We start from the raw sequence: 17,177 nt of genomic DNA, 5'->3' as shown, positions 1-17,177 counted from the left end.
TTTCATTTTAACTGCCCTATTATAACATACTTAACCTAAACTTGCTTGACTTTTTGCTATTTTTTTATCGAAAAATCGTTTTCATAACAAATTCACTTAACTCTTCTTCTAATTGAGGCGTTTTCATAACCATGTGGTGCCCAGCCTGAATTGTCTGATTACTATCTTGATAATGAAGTACTACTGGAATGCTTCCTCTGTATTTATCCAAAATACGAGCAACGGCATAATCGTGTTCTCGATTTTCCAAAAGAATCCAAAATTTCTCCAAACTGACAGGCTCTAATTTTTCTAGAACTAATTGCAACTGTCCATCACGCTCTTGCACTCTACCTGTGATGTAGCCCATTCCCCCTTCTTCCAAAATAGAAGCGTATTGGCGATAAGATTCGGGAAAAAGAGTCACGTCAAGTGTCCTCTTGGTATCTGTCACTCGAAGAAATGCCATCTGCTCCCCAGTCTTTTTGGTACGAATCAATCGAATAGCTTGAATCTGCACAAGAACGGTTGCTCGATTGCCAACCGCTAAATCAGCCAAATCTGTAAAACTACGCTTAGATTCTCGACAAATAGTGACTAAAGGATGCGGACTAATACCGACACCTAGCAATTCCTGCTCTAGCATAAATTTTTCGCTGTTGCTGTAATCTTCTACATCTGTCCAACTATAACTCTCCTCTGCAAAAAATGTACCGATCGCCTCTGCAAAGACAAAGAGATTGTCTAGATTTTCAATAATCTTTTTACGATTGGCGTCAAAATCATCAAATAAACCAATCTGAATAAGAGGGATCAGTAAATCTTTTTTCTTGAAATTATCTGGCAAGCGCAAAATAAAATCTTCTACAGACTTATAGGGACGATGATCCAATATCCATAGAGCTAAATCTTTAGGCAAACCTTTTAGTGTTTTTAATCCTAGGTAAACCTTACTTTTATCAAACTTATCGTGATAAGGAATATTGTTAATCGTGAGTCGAGCCACCTCAAAGTCAAACTGCATCGCATCTTCAATATAAGCACTGCTAGAATGATTGAGCATGACATCAAAAAAGACATCCGTATAGTGACTCTTGAAATAAGCCATTTGAAAGGCTAAGGCTGAATAAGCATAGGCGTGGCTACGGTTAAAACCATAACCAGCGAACTTAGCCATCATGCCAAATATTTCCCTTGCATTCTCTTCAGCATGTCCGTTTTTCAGTGCTCCCTGTAAAAATTCCGCTTCCATTGCCTGCATTTCTTTGGCATTCTTTTTAGACATCGCCCTGCGGAGTAAATCCGCCTTTCCAAGCGTAAATCCTGCATAGACCTGTGCAATCTGCATGACCTGTTCCTGATAAAGCATGATACCATAAGTCGGTTGTAAAATAGGAGCAATGGTTGGGTCCAACAAATCAACTGCCTCTTGTCCATGCTTGCGTTTTACAAAGTTATCCGAATAATCACTAGCCCCCGGTCTATTCAAACTCGTTGTTGCAACTATATCTTCAAATCGACCAGGTTTGACCCTTCGAAGCAGGCTAATCGCACCAGACTGTTCAAATTGAAAAATTCCCTTAGTCCGACCAGCAGCAAAAAGTTCCAAGGTTTTCTTGTCTTCTAAATCTATCTTGGCAATATCAATTTCCTGCTGATAACGTTCACGTACTCCTTCTGCCATTTTTTGCACAAAGGTCAGATTTCGTAAGCCAAGGAAATCCATCTTCAACAGACCATTCGCCTCAACAGCATGTGCATCATATTGGGTTACCAGCATGTCATCCCCTATCTTAAGAGGGATGGTATCTGTCAATTCCTCATCACTCATCACTATCCCTGCTGCATGGATAGAAGTCTGTCGGGGTTGCCCTTCAATTTGTTGAGCAATCGCAAAAGCTTTTTGGTACTCTATCTTACTATTGATAATCTGACGAAAAGCGGCATTTCGCTGATAGGCAGAAGTAAGACTATCTCTAAATGAAATTTTCTTGGTTATATTACTTAACTCATATTCAGGTGTTCCGAAACGCTTAAATACATCACGAATGGCCTGCTTAGCTCCAAATGTCGAGTAGGTCACGATTTGAGCAGCATGGGTTGAACCATAACGATCTCGTACATAACGAATAAAATCTGCTCGATGAATATCTGGAATATCAATATCAATATCGGGCATTGAATAACGTTCAGCATTGAGAAAGCGTTCAAAGAGAAGATTATGCTTAACTGGGTCGATACCTGTTATATTTAAGGCGTAGGCAACTAGGCTTCCAACAGCTGAACCGCGCCCCATTCCCATGTAGTACCCTTGGCTACGTCCAAAACGAAGTAGGTCCCATACAATCAAGAAATAATCATCAAATCCCATTTGATGAATAATGGATAATTCCTTTTCCAAGCGTTCCTTATACAGTGAATTAGTCAAGCCCTTCTCTTCTAATCCTTGATAGGAGCGCTCGTATAATTCTTCCACTGCAGGTCTGTCACGATTAAAACGCGGCAATTTTAAATCTGTATTTAATTGATAAGAAATCCCTGCAACCAAGTCACGTAAATTATCAACTGCTTGCGGAAACCGATTCGAAAATAGATTGGTTAAGCTATCAGCCGATAAAAGTTTTTGCCGACTATCTACATCTGAAACCTGATTAAGCGGAATATTATCACGAATAGCATGGAGAACCTGTAGACTTTCCAATTGTTCCTCTTCAAAAAAACGAACCGTATGAATCGGGAGTATTGCTTGCTTAAAGTCTTGAACTGGTGTGTCAACCGTCACTCCGATATAATAGTTTACACCCAAATCGAGGTGCTCAATGCCAGAAAAATAAGGAACAACCACTGCTATGTCGACTAAATATTGACGAATGGTTTCAAAATCATCTTGCCCTGTCATCTTAGCAGTCGAAATTTTCAATAGATTGCGATAACCTCTGGTTGTCAGAGCAATCAATTGAGTAGTGACGTCCTGCTCCTCTCCCTGTAATTTCCAGTCCAGTTCACAACCAATAATTGGTTGAAGCCCCATTTTGTTACAGGATTCCATAAAACTATAGGCTGCATAAAGACTATTTTTATCCATTATCCCCAATGCGTGATAACCGAGCTCTTTAGCCCTGCCTACATAACTCTCTATCGTCACCATGCTATCCATAAAGGTATAAACTGTCTTTGTATCTAATTGTGCTAGCATGGTATTCTCCTTTTGTTGTTTCTTCTTAAATTATATCAAATAATCATCAAAAAATATTTTAAAAAAATTCAAAACATTTCCCTTGCTAATTTATATGATTTATTGTATTATTAATATAAGACATACACACGGGTGTCATCCTAGAAAGGAAACGATTATGGCTTGGAAATTTGATAATAACATCCCCATCTATATTCAAATCAGCAATACTATTAAATTGCAGATTGTGACCAATCAATTAAAATCTGGAGATAAACTTCCAACTGTTCGTGACTTAGCCGACATTGCTGGCGTCAATCCAAATACCGTTCAGCGCGCTTTGTCTGACTTAGAAACAGAAGGATTTGTTTACTCGGTTCGCACAACAGGCCGTTTTGTAACGGATAATCAGGAATTGATTACACAAACTCGCCTACATTTAGCCCAAAAGGAACTAGAGAACTTCGTGAACAATATGTTAGAATTGGGCTTCAGACACGATGAACTCACTAGCCAGTTAGATGATTATTTGAAAGGAGTTACTTATGAGTAACGCATATACTTTGGTTGAGCTACAGCAAGTTTCAAAATCTTATGGTGGAGCTGTCGCCCTAAATAATGTTAATTTGAAGTTAGCTGCCGGAAAAATCATAGGACTTTTGGGACCAAATGGTTCGGGTAAAACAACCATGATTAAATTGATCAACGGTCTGTTGCAACCAGAATATGGTCAAGTATTGATCAATGGTCGCACACCATCGCCAGAAACCAAGGCAATTGTATCTTATCTCCCAGATACCACTTATCTTGATGAACATATGAAAGTGCTCGAAGCAATTACATTTTTTGAAGATTTTTACGCTGATTTTGATAAGGAGCGTGCTCTCCATCTTTTACAAGATTTGGGTATTGATTTAAACAGTCGTATGAAACATCTCTCCAAGGGGAATAAGGAAAAAGTCCAGCTCATTCTGGTGATGAGCCGTCAAGCACAACTGTATGTTTTAGATGAGCCAATTGGTGGTGTTGACCCTGCCGCCCGAGACTACATTTTAAAAACCATCGTCAACAACTACTCTCCGACTGCTTCTGTTATTATCTCTACTCACTTAATTTCAGATGTTGAGCAAATTTTGGACGAGGTTATTTTCCTCCATTACGGAAGCGTTATTCGCCATGGGAATGTAGATGACTTGCGAATTGAAAGCGGAGAATCTATTGACGAACTCTTCCGCCAAGATTTTAAGGCTTAGTTAGAAGGAGATTGCTATGTTTAAAAAATTATTGAAATACGAATTTCAATCCGTAGGTAAATGGTATTTGGGAATTTATATTGCAGCTGTAGCCCTATCAGCAGTACTTGGTTTTTGGCTACAAGCGTTGGCCCTACGTACACAGGCTGGAAATACTGAACCTGGCGGTGGAGAGATGGTCTTATTGGGAACATCCTTTATGACTTTTGGTATTTTGATTGCCGCACTCTTCTTGTCAACATTTGTTCTAGTAATCAACCGTTTTAGAAAAAATGTTTATGGTCGACAAGGTTATCTCACTATGACCCTGCCGGTATCTAGCCATCAGATCATCTTAAGCAAACTACTTGCCTCTATTGTTTGGTATGTCTTGGCAGGTATTACTTGCTTACTTTCAATTGGAATCATCCTTGCAGTCATTCTAGCAGCAAGCGAGGAAGCCGTTACGCCAGAAATACAAACTTTTGTTCAAGCTATCGACTGGACTGTTTTACTTAGTCAGCTTGTCTATTATTTAATTGAAATTACCACTGGTATCCTTTTGATCTACTTCTCTATATCTGTCGGTCAATTATTCAAGGATCATCGCTTCCTCTTTGCAATCTTGACTTATATCGGCATTCTCATCGTTACTGGAGTATTTAGCACTTTCTTTGTCCTAAGCAACCTAGTAACAACTTATTCTACACCATTTTCTCTCTATCCAAGTCCAGTCTTAGCATTAGTCAATATTATCCTAGCTTTTGCTTACTACTTTGGAACCCACTTCATTATGACAAAGAAATTAAATCTACAATAAAAAGCTCTTTACTGGTCTAATCGACCGGTATAGAGCTTTTTTCTTAATACTGTTGGTCTAGGAGTTCCAACAAAACTTTCTTTTCTTCTTCGCTGGCAAAACTTGCCTGAATAGCGTTTTGATTGAAGCGATAAAAATCAGCCTTGGTAGTCCCAAAATATTCTACAAATAATTGATATTCTCTATTAAGTGTAGTATTAGAAACGGTACGATTATCCGTGTTGATTGTGATATTTGCTCCTGACTCAACTAGCTCTTGATATGGAAAATGTTCAATCGAATCAGCTGCACCAGTTTGAAGATTCGATGTTAGACACATTTCAAGTGTTGCTCCGCTATTGACAAAAGCTTGGATAGCTTCAGGATTGCGAGTAAGTGCTGTACCATGACCAATCCTTCTAATCCCAAGTTCAAGAGCTTGAATCACATTGGTCACACATCCACATTCTCCGGCATGGAAAGTCATGGGATAACCTAATGACTGAGTAAATTGAATAATATCCCGAAATTCTTCCGTAGGATAGTCTGCTTCATTTCCTGCGAAATCAAATCCCACAAGTCCTTTTGGTGCAAAATCAGCAATAGCCGAAAAAAGTTCCTTCGTTTGATTCGGTTTCATTTGCTTTAAACCACAAACCAAAAGTTTAGCAACCACTCCAAAATCTTCCTGCCCCCTGTTTAGTCCAACTAAAACTGCTGAGACCGCTTCTAAAATAGTCAAGTCTTGATCCGTCGACAGTTCTGGTGCAAAACGAACCTCAATGTAAATGATCTTATCTTTTGCAGCTTGTCGTACAAGATCATAGGCTGCCAATTCTAAAGCTGATGCAGTTTGTAAGAGTGGGCGAACAAAATCAAATAACTTTAAATAAGCCATTAAACTATCAACTTTTCCATGAACACTAACTAATTTTCTTAATGCTTCATCTTCTGCAGGAATAGTGATTTTAGCCATCTGTGCCAATTGTCGAATGACTCCGAGGGACAATGAGCCATCCAAATGACAATGCAACTCTGTTTTGACCAATTCATTTACATTCAACACTGTTAACACAACCTCCGTCTGGTATATTGTTAACTATCATATCATATTTTTGAAGAAAAACAAGAATTTTACCATAAAACCTGAACTTTTCATTTATTTTCAGTTGTATCATTCACAGACAAAAAAAGAACGACCATCAGTCGTTCTTCAATAACATACGGAAGACATGGGATTCGAACCCACGCACGCTGTTACACGCCTACCGCGTTTCCAACACGGCCTCTTGAGCCTCTTGAGTAATCTTCCATATATGGAGCTGGTGGGAGTCGAACCCACGTCCAAACACCTGCTAACTTATTCGTCTACAACCATAGGTTATGTCTTGCTTTGACTTGAACTCGATACATAACTCAAACCTAGACCAAGCGAGTCAGTAAATCTCTTTTGGAACTGCCTGACTCAATCCCAACGTAGCTTGCTATTTTAAGACCAATCAGCAAACACAAGCAATTCGCGACTGGTCACGCAGGCAGGTTATTAAGCTGCTAATGCGTAAGTGTTTGTATTTTTTGCAGTTATATTTAACTGGCATTTTTACATCTGCCGATGAGTTGCAGAACAAGCTTCATAATGCCTGTCGAATCCGTAACAACCCCGTAGGATTTGATACAGGAATTATTATAGCAGAATTTTTTATAAATAGCAAAATTATTTTACATTCTCCTTACAATTTAAAAAAATTTTGAAATATGGTAAAATGAAAGTATGTATAAATTTTGGCAAAAAACCATTCAAGTATTAAGTATTTTGACCCTTATCGGGACTGCTATTTTTCTGTTTTGGCTCTACAAGATTGGCATTTTGAACGACCAAAATGTCTTAAGCGATTTAATCAAAAGCCAAGGTGCTTTAGGTAGCCTCTCCTTTTTAGCTATTCAGATTATTCAAGTTGTATTTCCGATTATTCCAGGCGGTGTTACGACTGTTGTTGGTTTCCTCGTATTTCATTTTTGGTGGGGATTCTTTCTCAATTATCTTGGAATTTCAATCGGTAGTATCATCCTTTTCTGGCTGGCTCGTCGCTATGGAAAGAAATTTTGTCTCCTCTTCATGTCTGAAGATACATTTTACAAATATGAAAGCAAAATTGATAATAAACGTAGTTATGAAGTTTTCTTTATTCTCTGCATGCTTTCTCCCATTTCTCCAGCTGACATAGTGGTGATGATTACTGGATTAACAAGCATGAGTTATCGGAAATTTATTGTTATCACTTTACTTTGTCGCCCTTTCTCAGTTGTGGCATATAGCTTCTTTTGGATCTATGGAAGCCAATGGTTGCAACAATTATTAGGATAAAGTGATAACCACCCATGAAAACGGGTTGCTTGTACACCGGCTATAAGCTGTTTCTCTCCAGCGACGTCTAAAGACGTTCGCTGAACTTCGTTCAGGTTAGTGCTATAATTACTTGACTAATGCCCGTAACAACGGGCTTTTATCTTGTTCTAAAACTACCATCTGGAAATGAATCTTAATACTCTTTGACATTCAAGAATCAAGTGCAATGTCATTTTTCTCCTGCTCGCAAATGTATTTCGCAACTGTCTTTTCATTTAGTTCAACGGTACTCACATAGTAGCCTCTAGCCCAAAACTTTCGATTTCCATACTTATATTTTAAATTAGTATGTTTATCAAATATCATTAGAGCACTTTTGCTTTTTAAGTATCCCATAAAAATCGGAAATCGAAGGTTTTGGAGATATTAAGACAAGCATATGAACATGATCTGGCATCTTGTGCCCCTCAATGATTTCCACGCCTTTGTATATGACGAATAATATGTATCAAGTCCTCTCGAACCTTGTAGTATATCGCCTTACTGAGATATTTTGGTGTGAAAACGATATGATAGAGCACATCCATTTGGTATGTGATAAACTGTAACTGGTTTTAGCCATGCTAAACTAGTCCACTGGACTAGTTTATACTCATTTAAAATCAAAAATAGCCACCTACCACTCAAAGTGGATATGGAGCGTTTCGATTTTGTTATTTTTTTAGAAGAAAACAGCTACTTGAAATCCACAATCCTCAACTCAAACTTATAAATTAAGGTTTCACATGTTATAAGTAGCTTAGACTTGCTATTTTTGATTTTTATTGAGTATTACTCCTCCTTGATCTGACCTGAACAATTAGATTATAACAGGAAAAAGAAATGGAAACTCAAAGCCTTGGCAGCCACCAGCATAGCTGGTGGTTTTCTTGTTTTTCTCCTCGAGAAAAACTGGCTCGAAGCCATAATAAAAAAATGGCTTCAAACGTTCGAAACCATTTTGTTTTTTTATTTAATTCCTAATGCAATTCGAGCATAACGACTCATTTTTTGCACGGTCCAAGCTGGTGACCAAACCAGTCTCACATCTACTTCTGTTACTTCAGGAACATCCTTCAGTACATCATGAATTTGATCGGTAATCAAATCAGCTAATGGACAACCCATGGTCGTCAAGGTCATATCAATTTCAGCCTTGCCCTCAATAAATCGGATTTCATAAATTAACCCTAAATTGATAATATCAATACCTAGCTCAGGGTCAATCACATCTTCAAGAGCATGAAAAATACGCTCCTGAATGTCTTTAATTTGATCTTCTGTGTACGTCATTTTTCTCTCTTTCTTGTTCACAAGTTCAATACTAGAAAAGAAACAAACCAAGTTTGTATCAAAAAGTCCACTTGGCGCTCCCTTTCTCATTTCAAGGGGAGCGGTTCAACTCGCCAAAGTTGAGTGCTTCTAAAAGCTACTCAACTAACGGCAATTCCCAATAGAATTGCCTAGACGACTTACTAGTTTCTCACATCATTATGGTCGAATGATGTGAGAAACGTCGATCATCTCCCCCAGAAAATTAGACCTGCTCTCTTATTTTCAAGCAGGCTTCAACAGTCCGGGGGACTGTTGAAGGTTGGAGATGAAACAAACCAAGTTTGTGTCAAAAAGTCCACTGGACTACACTCCCTTTCTCATTTCAAGGAGAGCGGTTAAAATAGCCCACTGGGCTTGGGCCGCTTTCTTATTTCTAGGCTCGGGTTAAAACACCACTGGATTAGCCTGCTCTCTTATTTTCAAGCAGGCGTTAAAAACCTCCCCCGGAGGTTTTTAATCCTCAATAAAGTCTCTGAGTGGTTTGCTGCGGGATGGGTGGCGGAGTTTGCGAAGGGCTTTGGCTTCGATTTGGCGGATGCGTTCACGGGTTACGTTAAAGACTTTACCAACATCTTCAAGAGTGCGCATTTTACCATCATCTAAACCAAAACGAAGACGCAATACGTTTTCCTCACGGTCAGTAAGAGTATCCAATACCTCATCTAACTGTTCACGAAGAACGACACGAGTTGTGTAATCAACTGGATTTTCAATGACTTCGTCTTCAATAAAATCTCCAAGATGACTATCATCTTCTTCACCAATTGGGGTCTCAAGTGAAACAGGTTCTTGGGCAATCTTGAGGATTTCACGAACTTTCTCAGGCGTCATATCCATACGCTCAGCGATTTGCTCAGGAGTTGGATCTTGGCCCAATTCCTGCAAGAGATTGCGTTGCTCACGGACCAATTTGTTAATGGTTTCTACCATGTGAACAGGAATACGGATTGTACGCGCTTGGTCAGCAATGGCACGAGTGATAGCCTGACGAATCCACCAGGTTGCATAGGTTGAAAACTTGAAACCTTTAGAGTAGTCGAACTTATCAACGGCCTTCATCAAGCCCATGTTTCCTTCTTGGATAAGATCAAGGAACTGCATACCACGCCCTACATAACGCTTAGCAATGGAAACAACCAAACGCAAGTTGGCTTCAGCCAAACGTTGTTTCGCTTCTGGGTCACCTGCTTCAACTGCCAATGCCAATTCTTGCTCTTCCTCGTTGGTCAAAAGAGGTACAACACCAATTTCTTTCAAATACATGCGGACTGGGTCGTTCACTTTTGCAGAAGTGCTTCCGAGCAATTCTTCATCAGATAATTCTGGTTCTTCCTCTACCTGCATAGCACGAGCAGAAGGGTTCCCTTCTTTATCGACAATCGAAATCCCTGCGTCCTGAATACGTTGGAGCAAATCATCGATTCCGTCAGCATCAAGCGTAAATGGAATAACCAGTTGGTCATTGATTTCATCGTCTGTAGCTGAACCTTGTTTTTTATGGTTACGGATAAATTCGGCAACTTGTACATCAAAAGTAGTTACTTCTGTTTTTTTATCTTTTTTATTTGTCATATTTACTCCATTTGTCTTCTTCTATCGAGGAGTTTTTGCAACTCATCGAGGGCAATATCTGCATTTCCCACATGGGAATGTTCACGGATTTTCCGTGCTAGGTGCTGGTTCTCCTTCTTTAACAATTCCTTGTCTCGCCGAATTTCTAATTCTTCGATTTCGTGTGGAGACACTTCATTAGGTAAACGTTCTTCCTGCATACGATACCAAGCCTGTTGAGCGGAATCGTTCAACTGTGATAGTTCAAAACTGGTAATTTCCCCAGATTTTTTTAACATATCATAAATAGCTTGCAATTCTGGCGTCGCAAAATAAAAATCTTCTCGTAAACGGAACTCATTGAGAATATAAGGATGTTCAACCATCCGATAAAGTAAATGGTTTTCTGTTCGAATAAGACTCGTTATACGAGCAATCGTTTGGACTGGTGGCAAATAAGACTGACCAGTCTGTGATTGAAATACCTGTTGTGTTCTCTCCTGGCGCTGGTTCAGACGAACAGCATTTACTGCCTGTTCCACCTGATTATAATCAAAGTCAGAAAGTAAATCCGCCACCTTATAAATATAAGAATTTTGAGCTGTAATGGATGATACTTTGGCAATAATTGGTGCAATCTTATCTACAAACTCAATCTGCATTTGTAGATTGTCAGGATTTTCAGGTTTCAAGTATTGAATCAAAAATTCTACATCGCTGATTCGTGACTTGGTTAAAACCTGTTGCAAGGCTTCTTCCGAATTTTTCTGCAAAAATTCATCTGGATCCATATTATCTGGCAAACTCACAATTTCAACCTGAAAATCTTGTAGTTCGTCCAGCGCCTTCATGGTAGCTGCCTGTCCAGCCTTATCCCCATCATAAGTCAGAACAATTTTCTTACAAAACTTAGCTAGGTGTGCAACATGCTCTCTTGTCAAAGCTGTTCCCATGGAAGCCACTGCATTATCAATCCCTACACGATGAGCAGCAATAACATCTAGAAAACCTTCCATGAGATAGGCTTCACGTTGCTTCTTAATAACCGCTTTAGCCTTGTCCAAATGATACAATTCATAGCTTTTATTGAAAATCGCAGTACTACGAGAGTTTTTATACTTAGCTAATTGTTTATTGTTTCGATCTTCTTCGGTCCAAATCCGACCTGAAAAAGCTACAATTCGACCATATTCATCCGCCAAGGGGAAAATAATCCTCGCTTGAAAGGCGTCATAAATAATATTATTCTCACTTGGATTGAACAAACCCGAATTCAATAGACTTTCTTCGTCATATTGACCTGATAGTTTTTGGTAAAGAATATTCTGTTCGGCCGGAGCTAAGCCTAGCTGGAATGTTTTTATGACATCATCTGTCAAGCCACGTTGGTGTAGATAAGCTCTAGCTTCCTCACCCATTTTGGTTGTCATCAAAAGGGCATGATAAAACTTTGCGGCATCCCGATGAATATCATACAGGACCTGATGCGGACTAATCCTTTTCTCCTCTTGATGATAGGAAGGAATTACATCTACTTGAAACCCTGCCTTCTCAGCTAAGATAGCTGCCGCATCCGCAAAAGAAACACCACGAACTTCTTCGACAAACTTGAATACATCTCCGGACTTACCACATCCAAAACAATGGTAGAACTGCTTATCTTCAATCACATTGAAAGACGGGGTTTTCTCCCCATGAAAAGGGCAAAGACCGACATAATTACGTCCGGCCTTAGTCAAAGCAACCGTTTCACCAATAACGTCAACGATATTGAGAGCTTGTTTTATTTCAGTAATTTTATCCTTTGAAAGCACATTCCCTCCTCATATCATACTAGCTAATTTAAAAAGTGAACACTCTTCCCTTAGTTTAACATACTCTATTGTATACTAAATAAGGGAAAATGTAAAATTTCTAAAACAAATTACTTGTAAAATATTTTTTTATGGGTATAATAGGTAAAGTAAAATATTTATGAAAGGACATATTTAGGATATGTTGAAAGATTTAAAAGCATTTTTGTTCCGTGGGAACATTGTTGACCTTGCTGTAGCAGTGGTAATTGGTGGTGCGTTTGGCGCAATTATTAAATCATTTGTTGAAGATATCATCACTCCATTGATTTTAACTCCTGCATTGAAAGCAGCAAACGTTCAAAACATCGCTGAGCTTGCTTGGAACGGTGTTAAGTACGGTAGCTTCTTGAGCGCTGTTATCAACTTCTTGATTATTGGAACTTCAATGTTCTTCGTTGTTAAAGCAGCTGAGAGAGCAATGCCTAAGAAAGTTGAAGAGAAAGCTCCTGCTGGTCCAACTCAAGAAGAGTTGCTTGCAGAAATCCGAGATTTGTTGAAAAAATAATATATTAGCAGGCCTAGTGCCTGTTTTTTGTTCATAAAAATAGAAGATGCAGGTACTCTACCCGCATCTTTTCTTATCCTTCGTATCCATTTGGATTTTTCGATTGCCAGTTCCACGTATCTTGACACATGTCTTCAATTGTTTTTTCTGTTTTCCAATTTAACTCTTTCCAAGCCTTGTCTGCGTTGGCGTAACAGGTTGCCACATCACCTGGACGACGGTCAACAAGTTTATAGTGTACTGGAACGCCATTTACCTTTTCAAAGGCTTTGACCAACTCCAATACACTTGTTCCTTGACCTGAACCAAGATTGTAAGTATGTACACCTGTAGTAGTTGAAATTTTTTCAAGCGCCTTAATATGACCAAGTGCCAAATCAATCACATGGATATAATCACGCACTCCAGTACCATCAACTGTATCATAATCGTTACCAAAAACGCTGAGCTCCTCACGTTTACCAACGGCTACCTGTGCAATAAACGGCATCAAATTATTAGGAATACCAGCCGGATCTTCCCCAATCAAGCCAGATTCATGGGCACCAATTGGATTGAAATAACGGAGCAATGCAATACTCCACTCCTTATCTGCTACTTCCACATCACGCAAGATTTGTTCCAACATAACTTTGGTATAGCCGTACGGATTCGTTGCGCTAGTTGGCATAGTTTCAACCAAAGGTGATGGATTATTGAGACCATAAACAGTTGCACTTGAGGAGAAGACAATTTTCTTAACACCAGATTCTGCCATGACTTCTACCAAAGCTAGGGTTGACATGATATTGTTTTCATAGTACATAATTGGCTTAGCTACGGACTCACCGACTGCCTTGTAGCCAGCAAAGTGAATGGCTGCCTCAATGTTTTCATTTTCAAAAACTTGGCGCAAGGCTTCCTTATCTGCCACATCCAACTCATAGAAAGTTGGGCGCTTGCCAGTGATGGTTTCAATGCGGTCTAAAACCAAAATACTTGAGTTTGAAAGATTATCCACGATAACCACTTCTTTACCTAAATTTAACAATTCGACAACCGTATGACTACCAATATAACCTGCACCACCAGTAACTAAGATACTCATCTCTTTACTCCTTTTCACCTGGACAAAATTCTATATCCCTATTATATGTCACCTATTGTAAAAAGTAAACAAAAAACAGCCTTTCGGCCGTTTTCAAATTCAATTAGAATTTTTTACGCTTGCGAGCTGCTTCTGATTTACGTTTACGTTTTACAGATGGTTTTTCGTAGAATTCGCGTTTGCGTGTTTCTTGAAGAGTACCAGCTTTAGTAACCGCACGTTTGAAACGACGAAGAGCATCATCAAGTGATTCGTTCTTGCGTACTACTGTTTTTGACATTTTTTTCACTCCCCTCAATTTCAAAGTCTTTATCATTTTACTATGATTCAACTCATTTGTCAATATTTTTTAATTCTAAAATATGAATTTTACGCTCTTATCCTATCCTATTCTTTTTTCCTGTCCACGCCAGTATTGTCCCAAAGAACAATTCGTAAAGGACAAAAAATAATACAAAGCAATGCAAGAAAAACTCTTGTGGCAAAATATATATGACAGGATCCTTTGCAGGGTCAAATAGCCATGTAGAATCCCCTGGAAATAGCACCGTATGAAATAATACAAAAAACTGATCAAAGCCAACAAGAACACCTAATAAACCGATTATCATTGGCGTAAGCATGGTCCAGAAAATGACCTTTTTAACCAAGTCTCCATAACCTTTTAGCAGAATGTTTTTTACAAAAAGCACAAAGGCAGGGAGGGTGAGGATAAAAATCCCCTGAGTTAGATGGAATAAATGTTTCACATCCGCAAAATGTTTCAGACCATCAGCTGAGGATGAAAAATTTGGCATGTCTAAAACACTTGCAAATGGATTGGTCAGATAGTTCATCAAGATATTGAAATTATAGGAAATATCTGCCGCTTTCATGTAGACCACTTTTTCCAACCCCAAAAAAGAAATCTCAAGCGGATAAACTAGCCAAGCTAGGTAGATGGTGCCTAGAACTGCTGCCGACAAGACAAATAAAATCGTTCCGATAATCTGTAACTTAGTTCTCATCAAAACTCCATTCATCTAGGCTGTTGAGGACATGGGTTGGAGCCAGGGGTAAGTCTGCTACTTCTTCTGGCTTGGTAAATCCAGTCAGGACTAAAAGAGTTGGAAATCCATTGTCAATCCCTGCGCAAATATCCGTTAGATAGTTATCTCCCACCATAACTGTTTGGCTGCGTTCTGTGCCTAAAATCTCCAGAGCCTTGTCCATGATAATCGCTTCAGGCTTACCGATAAAGGTCGGCTCTACTCGGGTAGCAGCTTTCAAAAGTGCAATAAGTGAGCCTGCTCCTGGCAAATGACCTCTTTCAGTCGGAATGTTCAAATCAGGATTGGTACCGATAAAGGTCGCTCCCTTTTGAATAGCCAAGGTGGCAATGGTTAGTTTTTCATAGGTCAACTGAGTATCCAAACCGACAACAACATAGGCTGGATTTTCCGTGTCTTCCACATAACCTGCCTCAAAAATGGCAGACTTGAGCCCGTCTTCTCCAATGACATAGACTGTCTTTTCCTTGCCCAAATCATTCATATAATCTACCGTCGCCAGACTGGCTGTATAGATTGTTTCAAGTGGTGTCTCAATGTTAAAGTTTTCAGCCAACATAGCCTGCACCATCTCAGGACGGCGGGTGGTATTGTTGGTCACGAATAAATAGGGAATCTGGCGTTCTTGCAAGCGATGAATAAAACGTTCACCAGCAGGAATCCGCTTTTTCCCTTCATAAATCGTACCATCCAAATCAATCAAATAACCTGTATATGTCATTTTTCCTCCTTAATCAAATCGTGTTTCCCAATGCTCAGACCGACTAGCTTCCAAGCAAAGTGCTAACTGCTCAGCTGTATTTTTCCCAAGTGAGAGCGGTGGTAAGTCATCTAGACTGAAAAAGCCACTGGCAACTGTCTCCGAATTGGGCTGAAACTCCCCGCCAAGGAGACGACATAGAATGAAGACCTTGGTCACGCGGTGGGCTGTCTTGGCAGGATTGTTCTTGTGCTTGTCCAAAATCGCAACGACTCGCAGAGCCTCCACATCCAGCCCCGCTTCTTCCTTTACTTCCTTGACAACATTTTCCTTGACAGACTGGTCCACATCGCACCAACCACCTGGCAAGGACCAGAGCCCATCGTTTTCCTGGACAAGTAGGATTTTATCCTCTTGGAAAATAGCTGCGCGGGTATCCAGCTTGGGTGTCTGATACCCTGTTTCATTGCAAAACAAGTCTGTCACCACTTCCAAGGGCTGTCCAGATGGCTCTACCAACATTTCCGCCGCAATCTGTCTGATTTCTTCGAAACGTTCTATGTCATAGATATCTTTTCCATAGGCCAAGCCTGTCTGAGCCAAGGCTTGTAAACGCACGGCCCATTCCAACCACTTATCCTGCGACATGACTTTCCCTCCATTCTATGACAGCTTGCGCATGGATATGCCCATCTACCACAATCTCATGCTGGCTGACACTAGCTTCTGCCACCATGCGTGAACTCACCAAGCTAGTCGCCTCTACTTCCTTGAGATACTTGAGTTGGATTTTTTTAGGGATATGGCAGAGCAGAAAATCATAGCCCAGTGCTTCATACATCCATTCCAGGTACTTGCCATTATTGACATGACCATTCATATCCAAGTCAAAATAGCGAACAGGAAATTCTTGAACAGACGGGTTTTCCAAGAGCTGATACTTGGGAGCCCGAGGCAATTTCTTGACCTGCTCAGACTGATAAGGAGCAATCAAGGCTTCTGGCACAGGAGCCACCTTGCGAGTCTCAAAATCAATCAGGACAAAATAGCAGAGAATGTCCAACAAAAAATTGCCTGCTACATCGTAGATATAGAACATCCGATGACAGAAAAACTTGTTGTAGGCAACCGCTTCTGTTTTTATCGTGATGGTTTCATTGTACTTAGGCAAGCTTTGAATAGTTAGTTCATAATCAGTCACCACCCAAATCAAGCCAAATTCCTGAAAAACATAGAGGTCACTGCGCCCCAGTTCTTCCGACTGCCGACCTGACACACCAAGGCAGTAGGAAATAAAGTCAGGCAGTTTGATTTCTTGTTTAACATCCACCATATCAAAGGGAATGGTGAACTCTTCTTGATATGTTAGCCCCATAATGTTGATCTTTCTAGTCTTAAAGTATAGTCTTTCAGTTTGCGTCAACAGCTGCAGATAGCTTCAATAGTCCAGTGGACTATTGAGGGTTGGAAATCGTACTTACGATAGTAAGTAACATTCGTAGAGTACGGCAAAGCGAGTTCAA

General features: G+C 39.8%; 16 protein-coding genes, 1 tRNA gene, 1 other RNA gene and 1 pseudogene. 5 read left to right on the top strand and 14 right to left on the bottom strand.

The window, feature by feature from the left end; all coding sequences use genetic code 11:
• Window positions 1-64: 64 nt before the first annotated feature.
• Window positions 65-3,175: a DNA polymerase III subunit alpha gene (locus ODU45_RS02660; RefSeq protein ID WP_398580712.1), complete on the bottom strand. Its 3,111-nt coding sequence runs from the start codon at window positions 3,173-3,175 to the stop codon at window positions 65-67.
• Between the two features lie 157 nt (window positions 3,176-3,332).
• Here ODU45_RS02660 and ODU45_RS02655 point away from each other — a divergent pair, with 157 nt between their 5' ends.
• The 3 genes from ODU45_RS02655 to ODU45_RS02645 are packed head-to-tail and all read left to right on the top strand — an operon-like array spanning window position 3,333 to window position 5,206.
• Window positions 3,333-3,707, top strand: a complete 375-nt coding sequence (locus ODU45_RS02655) for a GntR family transcriptional regulator (RefSeq protein ID WP_002935537.1) — start codon at window positions 3,333-3,335, stop codon at window positions 3,705-3,707.
• A complete protein-coding gene (locus ODU45_RS02650; protein ID WP_023370791.1) occupies window positions 3,700-4,407 on the top strand; it encodes an ABC transporter ATP-binding protein in 708 nt (235 codons plus the stop codon). Before ODU45_RS02655 ends, ODU45_RS02650 begins: the two co-directional genes overlap by 8 nt.
• Before the next feature lie 16 nt (window positions 4,408-4,423).
• A complete protein-coding gene (locus ODU45_RS02645) occupies window positions 4,424-5,206 on the top strand; it encodes an ABC transporter permease (protein WP_105249539.1) in 783 nt (260 codons plus the stop codon).
• Between the two features lie 43 nt (window positions 5,207-5,249).
• Here ODU45_RS02645 and add read toward each other — a convergent pair whose 3' ends face one another.
• From add to ssrA, 3 genes are all read right to left on the bottom strand, one after another.
• Window positions 5,250-6,251, bottom strand: a complete 1,002-nt coding sequence (add, locus tag ODU45_RS02640; protein ID WP_161950544.1) for an adenosine deaminase — start codon at window positions 6,249-6,251, stop codon at window positions 5,250-5,252.
• Between the two features lie 158 nt (window positions 6,252-6,409).
• Window positions 6,410-6,497, bottom strand: a tRNA-Ser gene (locus ODU45_RS02635).
• Window positions 6,498-6,499: 2 nt separating this feature from the next.
• Window positions 6,500-6,847: a transfer-messenger RNA gene (ssrA, locus tag ODU45_RS02630) on the bottom strand.
• A gap of 109 nt (window positions 6,848-6,956) precedes the next feature.
• On the opposite strand from ssrA, the gene ODU45_RS02625 reads away from it, so the two are divergent.
• Complete coding sequence (locus tag ODU45_RS02625; protein WP_105139644.1) at window positions 6,957-7,550, top strand: TVP38/TMEM64 family protein; 594 nt, start codon at window positions 6,957-6,959, stop codon at window positions 7,548-7,550.
• Between the two features lie 192 nt (window positions 7,551-7,742).
• On the opposite strand, the pseudogene tnpA reads toward ODU45_RS02625, so the two are convergent.
• The 4 genes and pseudogenes from tnpA to dnaG all read right to left on the bottom strand — a co-directional run bounded on the left by tnpA (window position 7,743) and on the right by dnaG (window position 12,271).
• Window positions 7,743-8,154, bottom strand: a pseudogene (gene tnpA, locus ODU45_RS02620) (IS200/IS605 family transposase).
• A 386-nt stretch (window positions 8,155-8,540) separates the two neighbouring features.
• On the bottom strand, window positions 8,541-8,864 hold the full coding sequence (locus tag ODU45_RS02615; RefSeq protein WP_002935553.1) for a metal-sulfur cluster assembly factor: 324 nt from the start codon (window positions 8,862-8,864) through the stop codon (window positions 8,541-8,543).
• A gap of 495 nt (window positions 8,865-9,359) precedes the next feature.
• Window positions 9,360-10,478, bottom strand: a complete 1,119-nt coding sequence (gene rpoD, locus ODU45_RS02610; RefSeq protein WP_002935555.1) for an RNA polymerase sigma factor RpoD — start codon at window positions 10,476-10,478, stop codon at window positions 9,360-9,362.
• Between the two features lie 2 nt (window positions 10,479-10,480).
• The gene (gene dnaG, locus ODU45_RS02605; RefSeq protein ID WP_248021709.1) at window positions 10,481-12,271 is read right to left on the bottom strand and encodes a DNA primase; all 1,791 of its coding nucleotides are present in this window, start codon (window positions 12,269-12,271) and stop codon (window positions 10,481-10,483) included.
• A gap of 181 nt (window positions 12,272-12,452) precedes the next feature.
• On the opposite strand from dnaG, the gene mscL reads away from it, so the two are divergent.
• Window positions 12,453-12,818 carry a large conductance mechanosensitive channel protein MscL gene (mscL, locus tag ODU45_RS02600; RefSeq protein WP_105257199.1) on the top strand — a complete coding sequence of 122 codons (366 nt, stop codon included), beginning with the start codon at window positions 12,453-12,455 and terminating at the stop codon, window positions 12,816-12,818.
• A 73-nt stretch (window positions 12,819-12,891) separates the two neighbouring features.
• Here mscL and galE read toward each other — a convergent pair whose 3' ends face one another.
• The 6 genes from galE to ODU45_RS02570 all read right to left on the bottom strand — a co-directional run bounded on the left by galE (window position 12,892) and on the right by ODU45_RS02570 (window position 17,029).
• Entirely contained in the window at window positions 12,892-13,905 is a 1,014-nt protein-coding gene (gene galE, locus ODU45_RS02595; protein WP_105249274.1) for a UDP-glucose 4-epimerase GalE, read from the bottom strand.
• A gap of 103 nt (window positions 13,906-14,008) precedes the next feature.
• The gene (rpsU, locus tag ODU45_RS02590; RefSeq protein ID WP_000048054.1) at window positions 14,009-14,185 is read right to left on the bottom strand and encodes a 30S ribosomal protein S21; all 177 of its coding nucleotides are present in this window, start codon (window positions 14,183-14,185) and stop codon (window positions 14,009-14,011) included.
• 97 nt (window positions 14,186-14,282) lie between these two features.
• Window positions 14,283-14,912, bottom strand: a complete 630-nt coding sequence (locus ODU45_RS02585; protein ID WP_024406911.1) for a TIGR01906 family membrane protein — start codon at window positions 14,910-14,912, stop codon at window positions 14,283-14,285.
• The gene (locus ODU45_RS02580; RefSeq protein ID WP_024399743.1) at window positions 14,902-15,675 is read right to left on the bottom strand and encodes a TIGR01457 family HAD-type hydrolase; all 774 of its coding nucleotides are present in this window, start codon (window positions 15,673-15,675) and stop codon (window positions 14,902-14,904) included. The genes ODU45_RS02585 and ODU45_RS02580 overlap by 11 nt, the downstream gene beginning before the upstream one ends.
• 9 nt (window positions 15,676-15,684) lie before the next feature.
• Window positions 15,685-16,302 carry an NUDIX hydrolase N-terminal domain-containing protein gene (locus ODU45_RS02575; RefSeq protein WP_398580711.1) on the bottom strand — a complete coding sequence of 206 codons (618 nt, stop codon included), beginning with the start codon at window positions 16,300-16,302 and terminating at the stop codon, window positions 15,685-15,687.
• On the bottom strand, window positions 16,289-17,029 hold the full coding sequence (locus tag ODU45_RS02570) for an acyl-ACP thioesterase domain-containing protein (protein WP_136671691.1): 741 nt from the start codon (window positions 17,027-17,029) through the stop codon (window positions 16,289-16,291). The genes ODU45_RS02575 and ODU45_RS02570 overlap by 14 nt, the downstream gene beginning before the upstream one ends.
• Window positions 17,030-17,177 lie beyond the last annotated feature (148 nt).

The sequence above is a fragment of the Streptococcus sp. 2022WUSS135 genome, from assembly GCF_044427045.1.
Taxonomy (GTDB): Bacteria; Bacillota; Bacilli; order Lactobacillales; family Streptococcaceae; genus Streptococcus; species Streptococcus hashimotonensis.
Note: the sequence above shows the minus strand (reverse complement) of the source record. Positions and strands in the feature narration are given on the sequence as shown.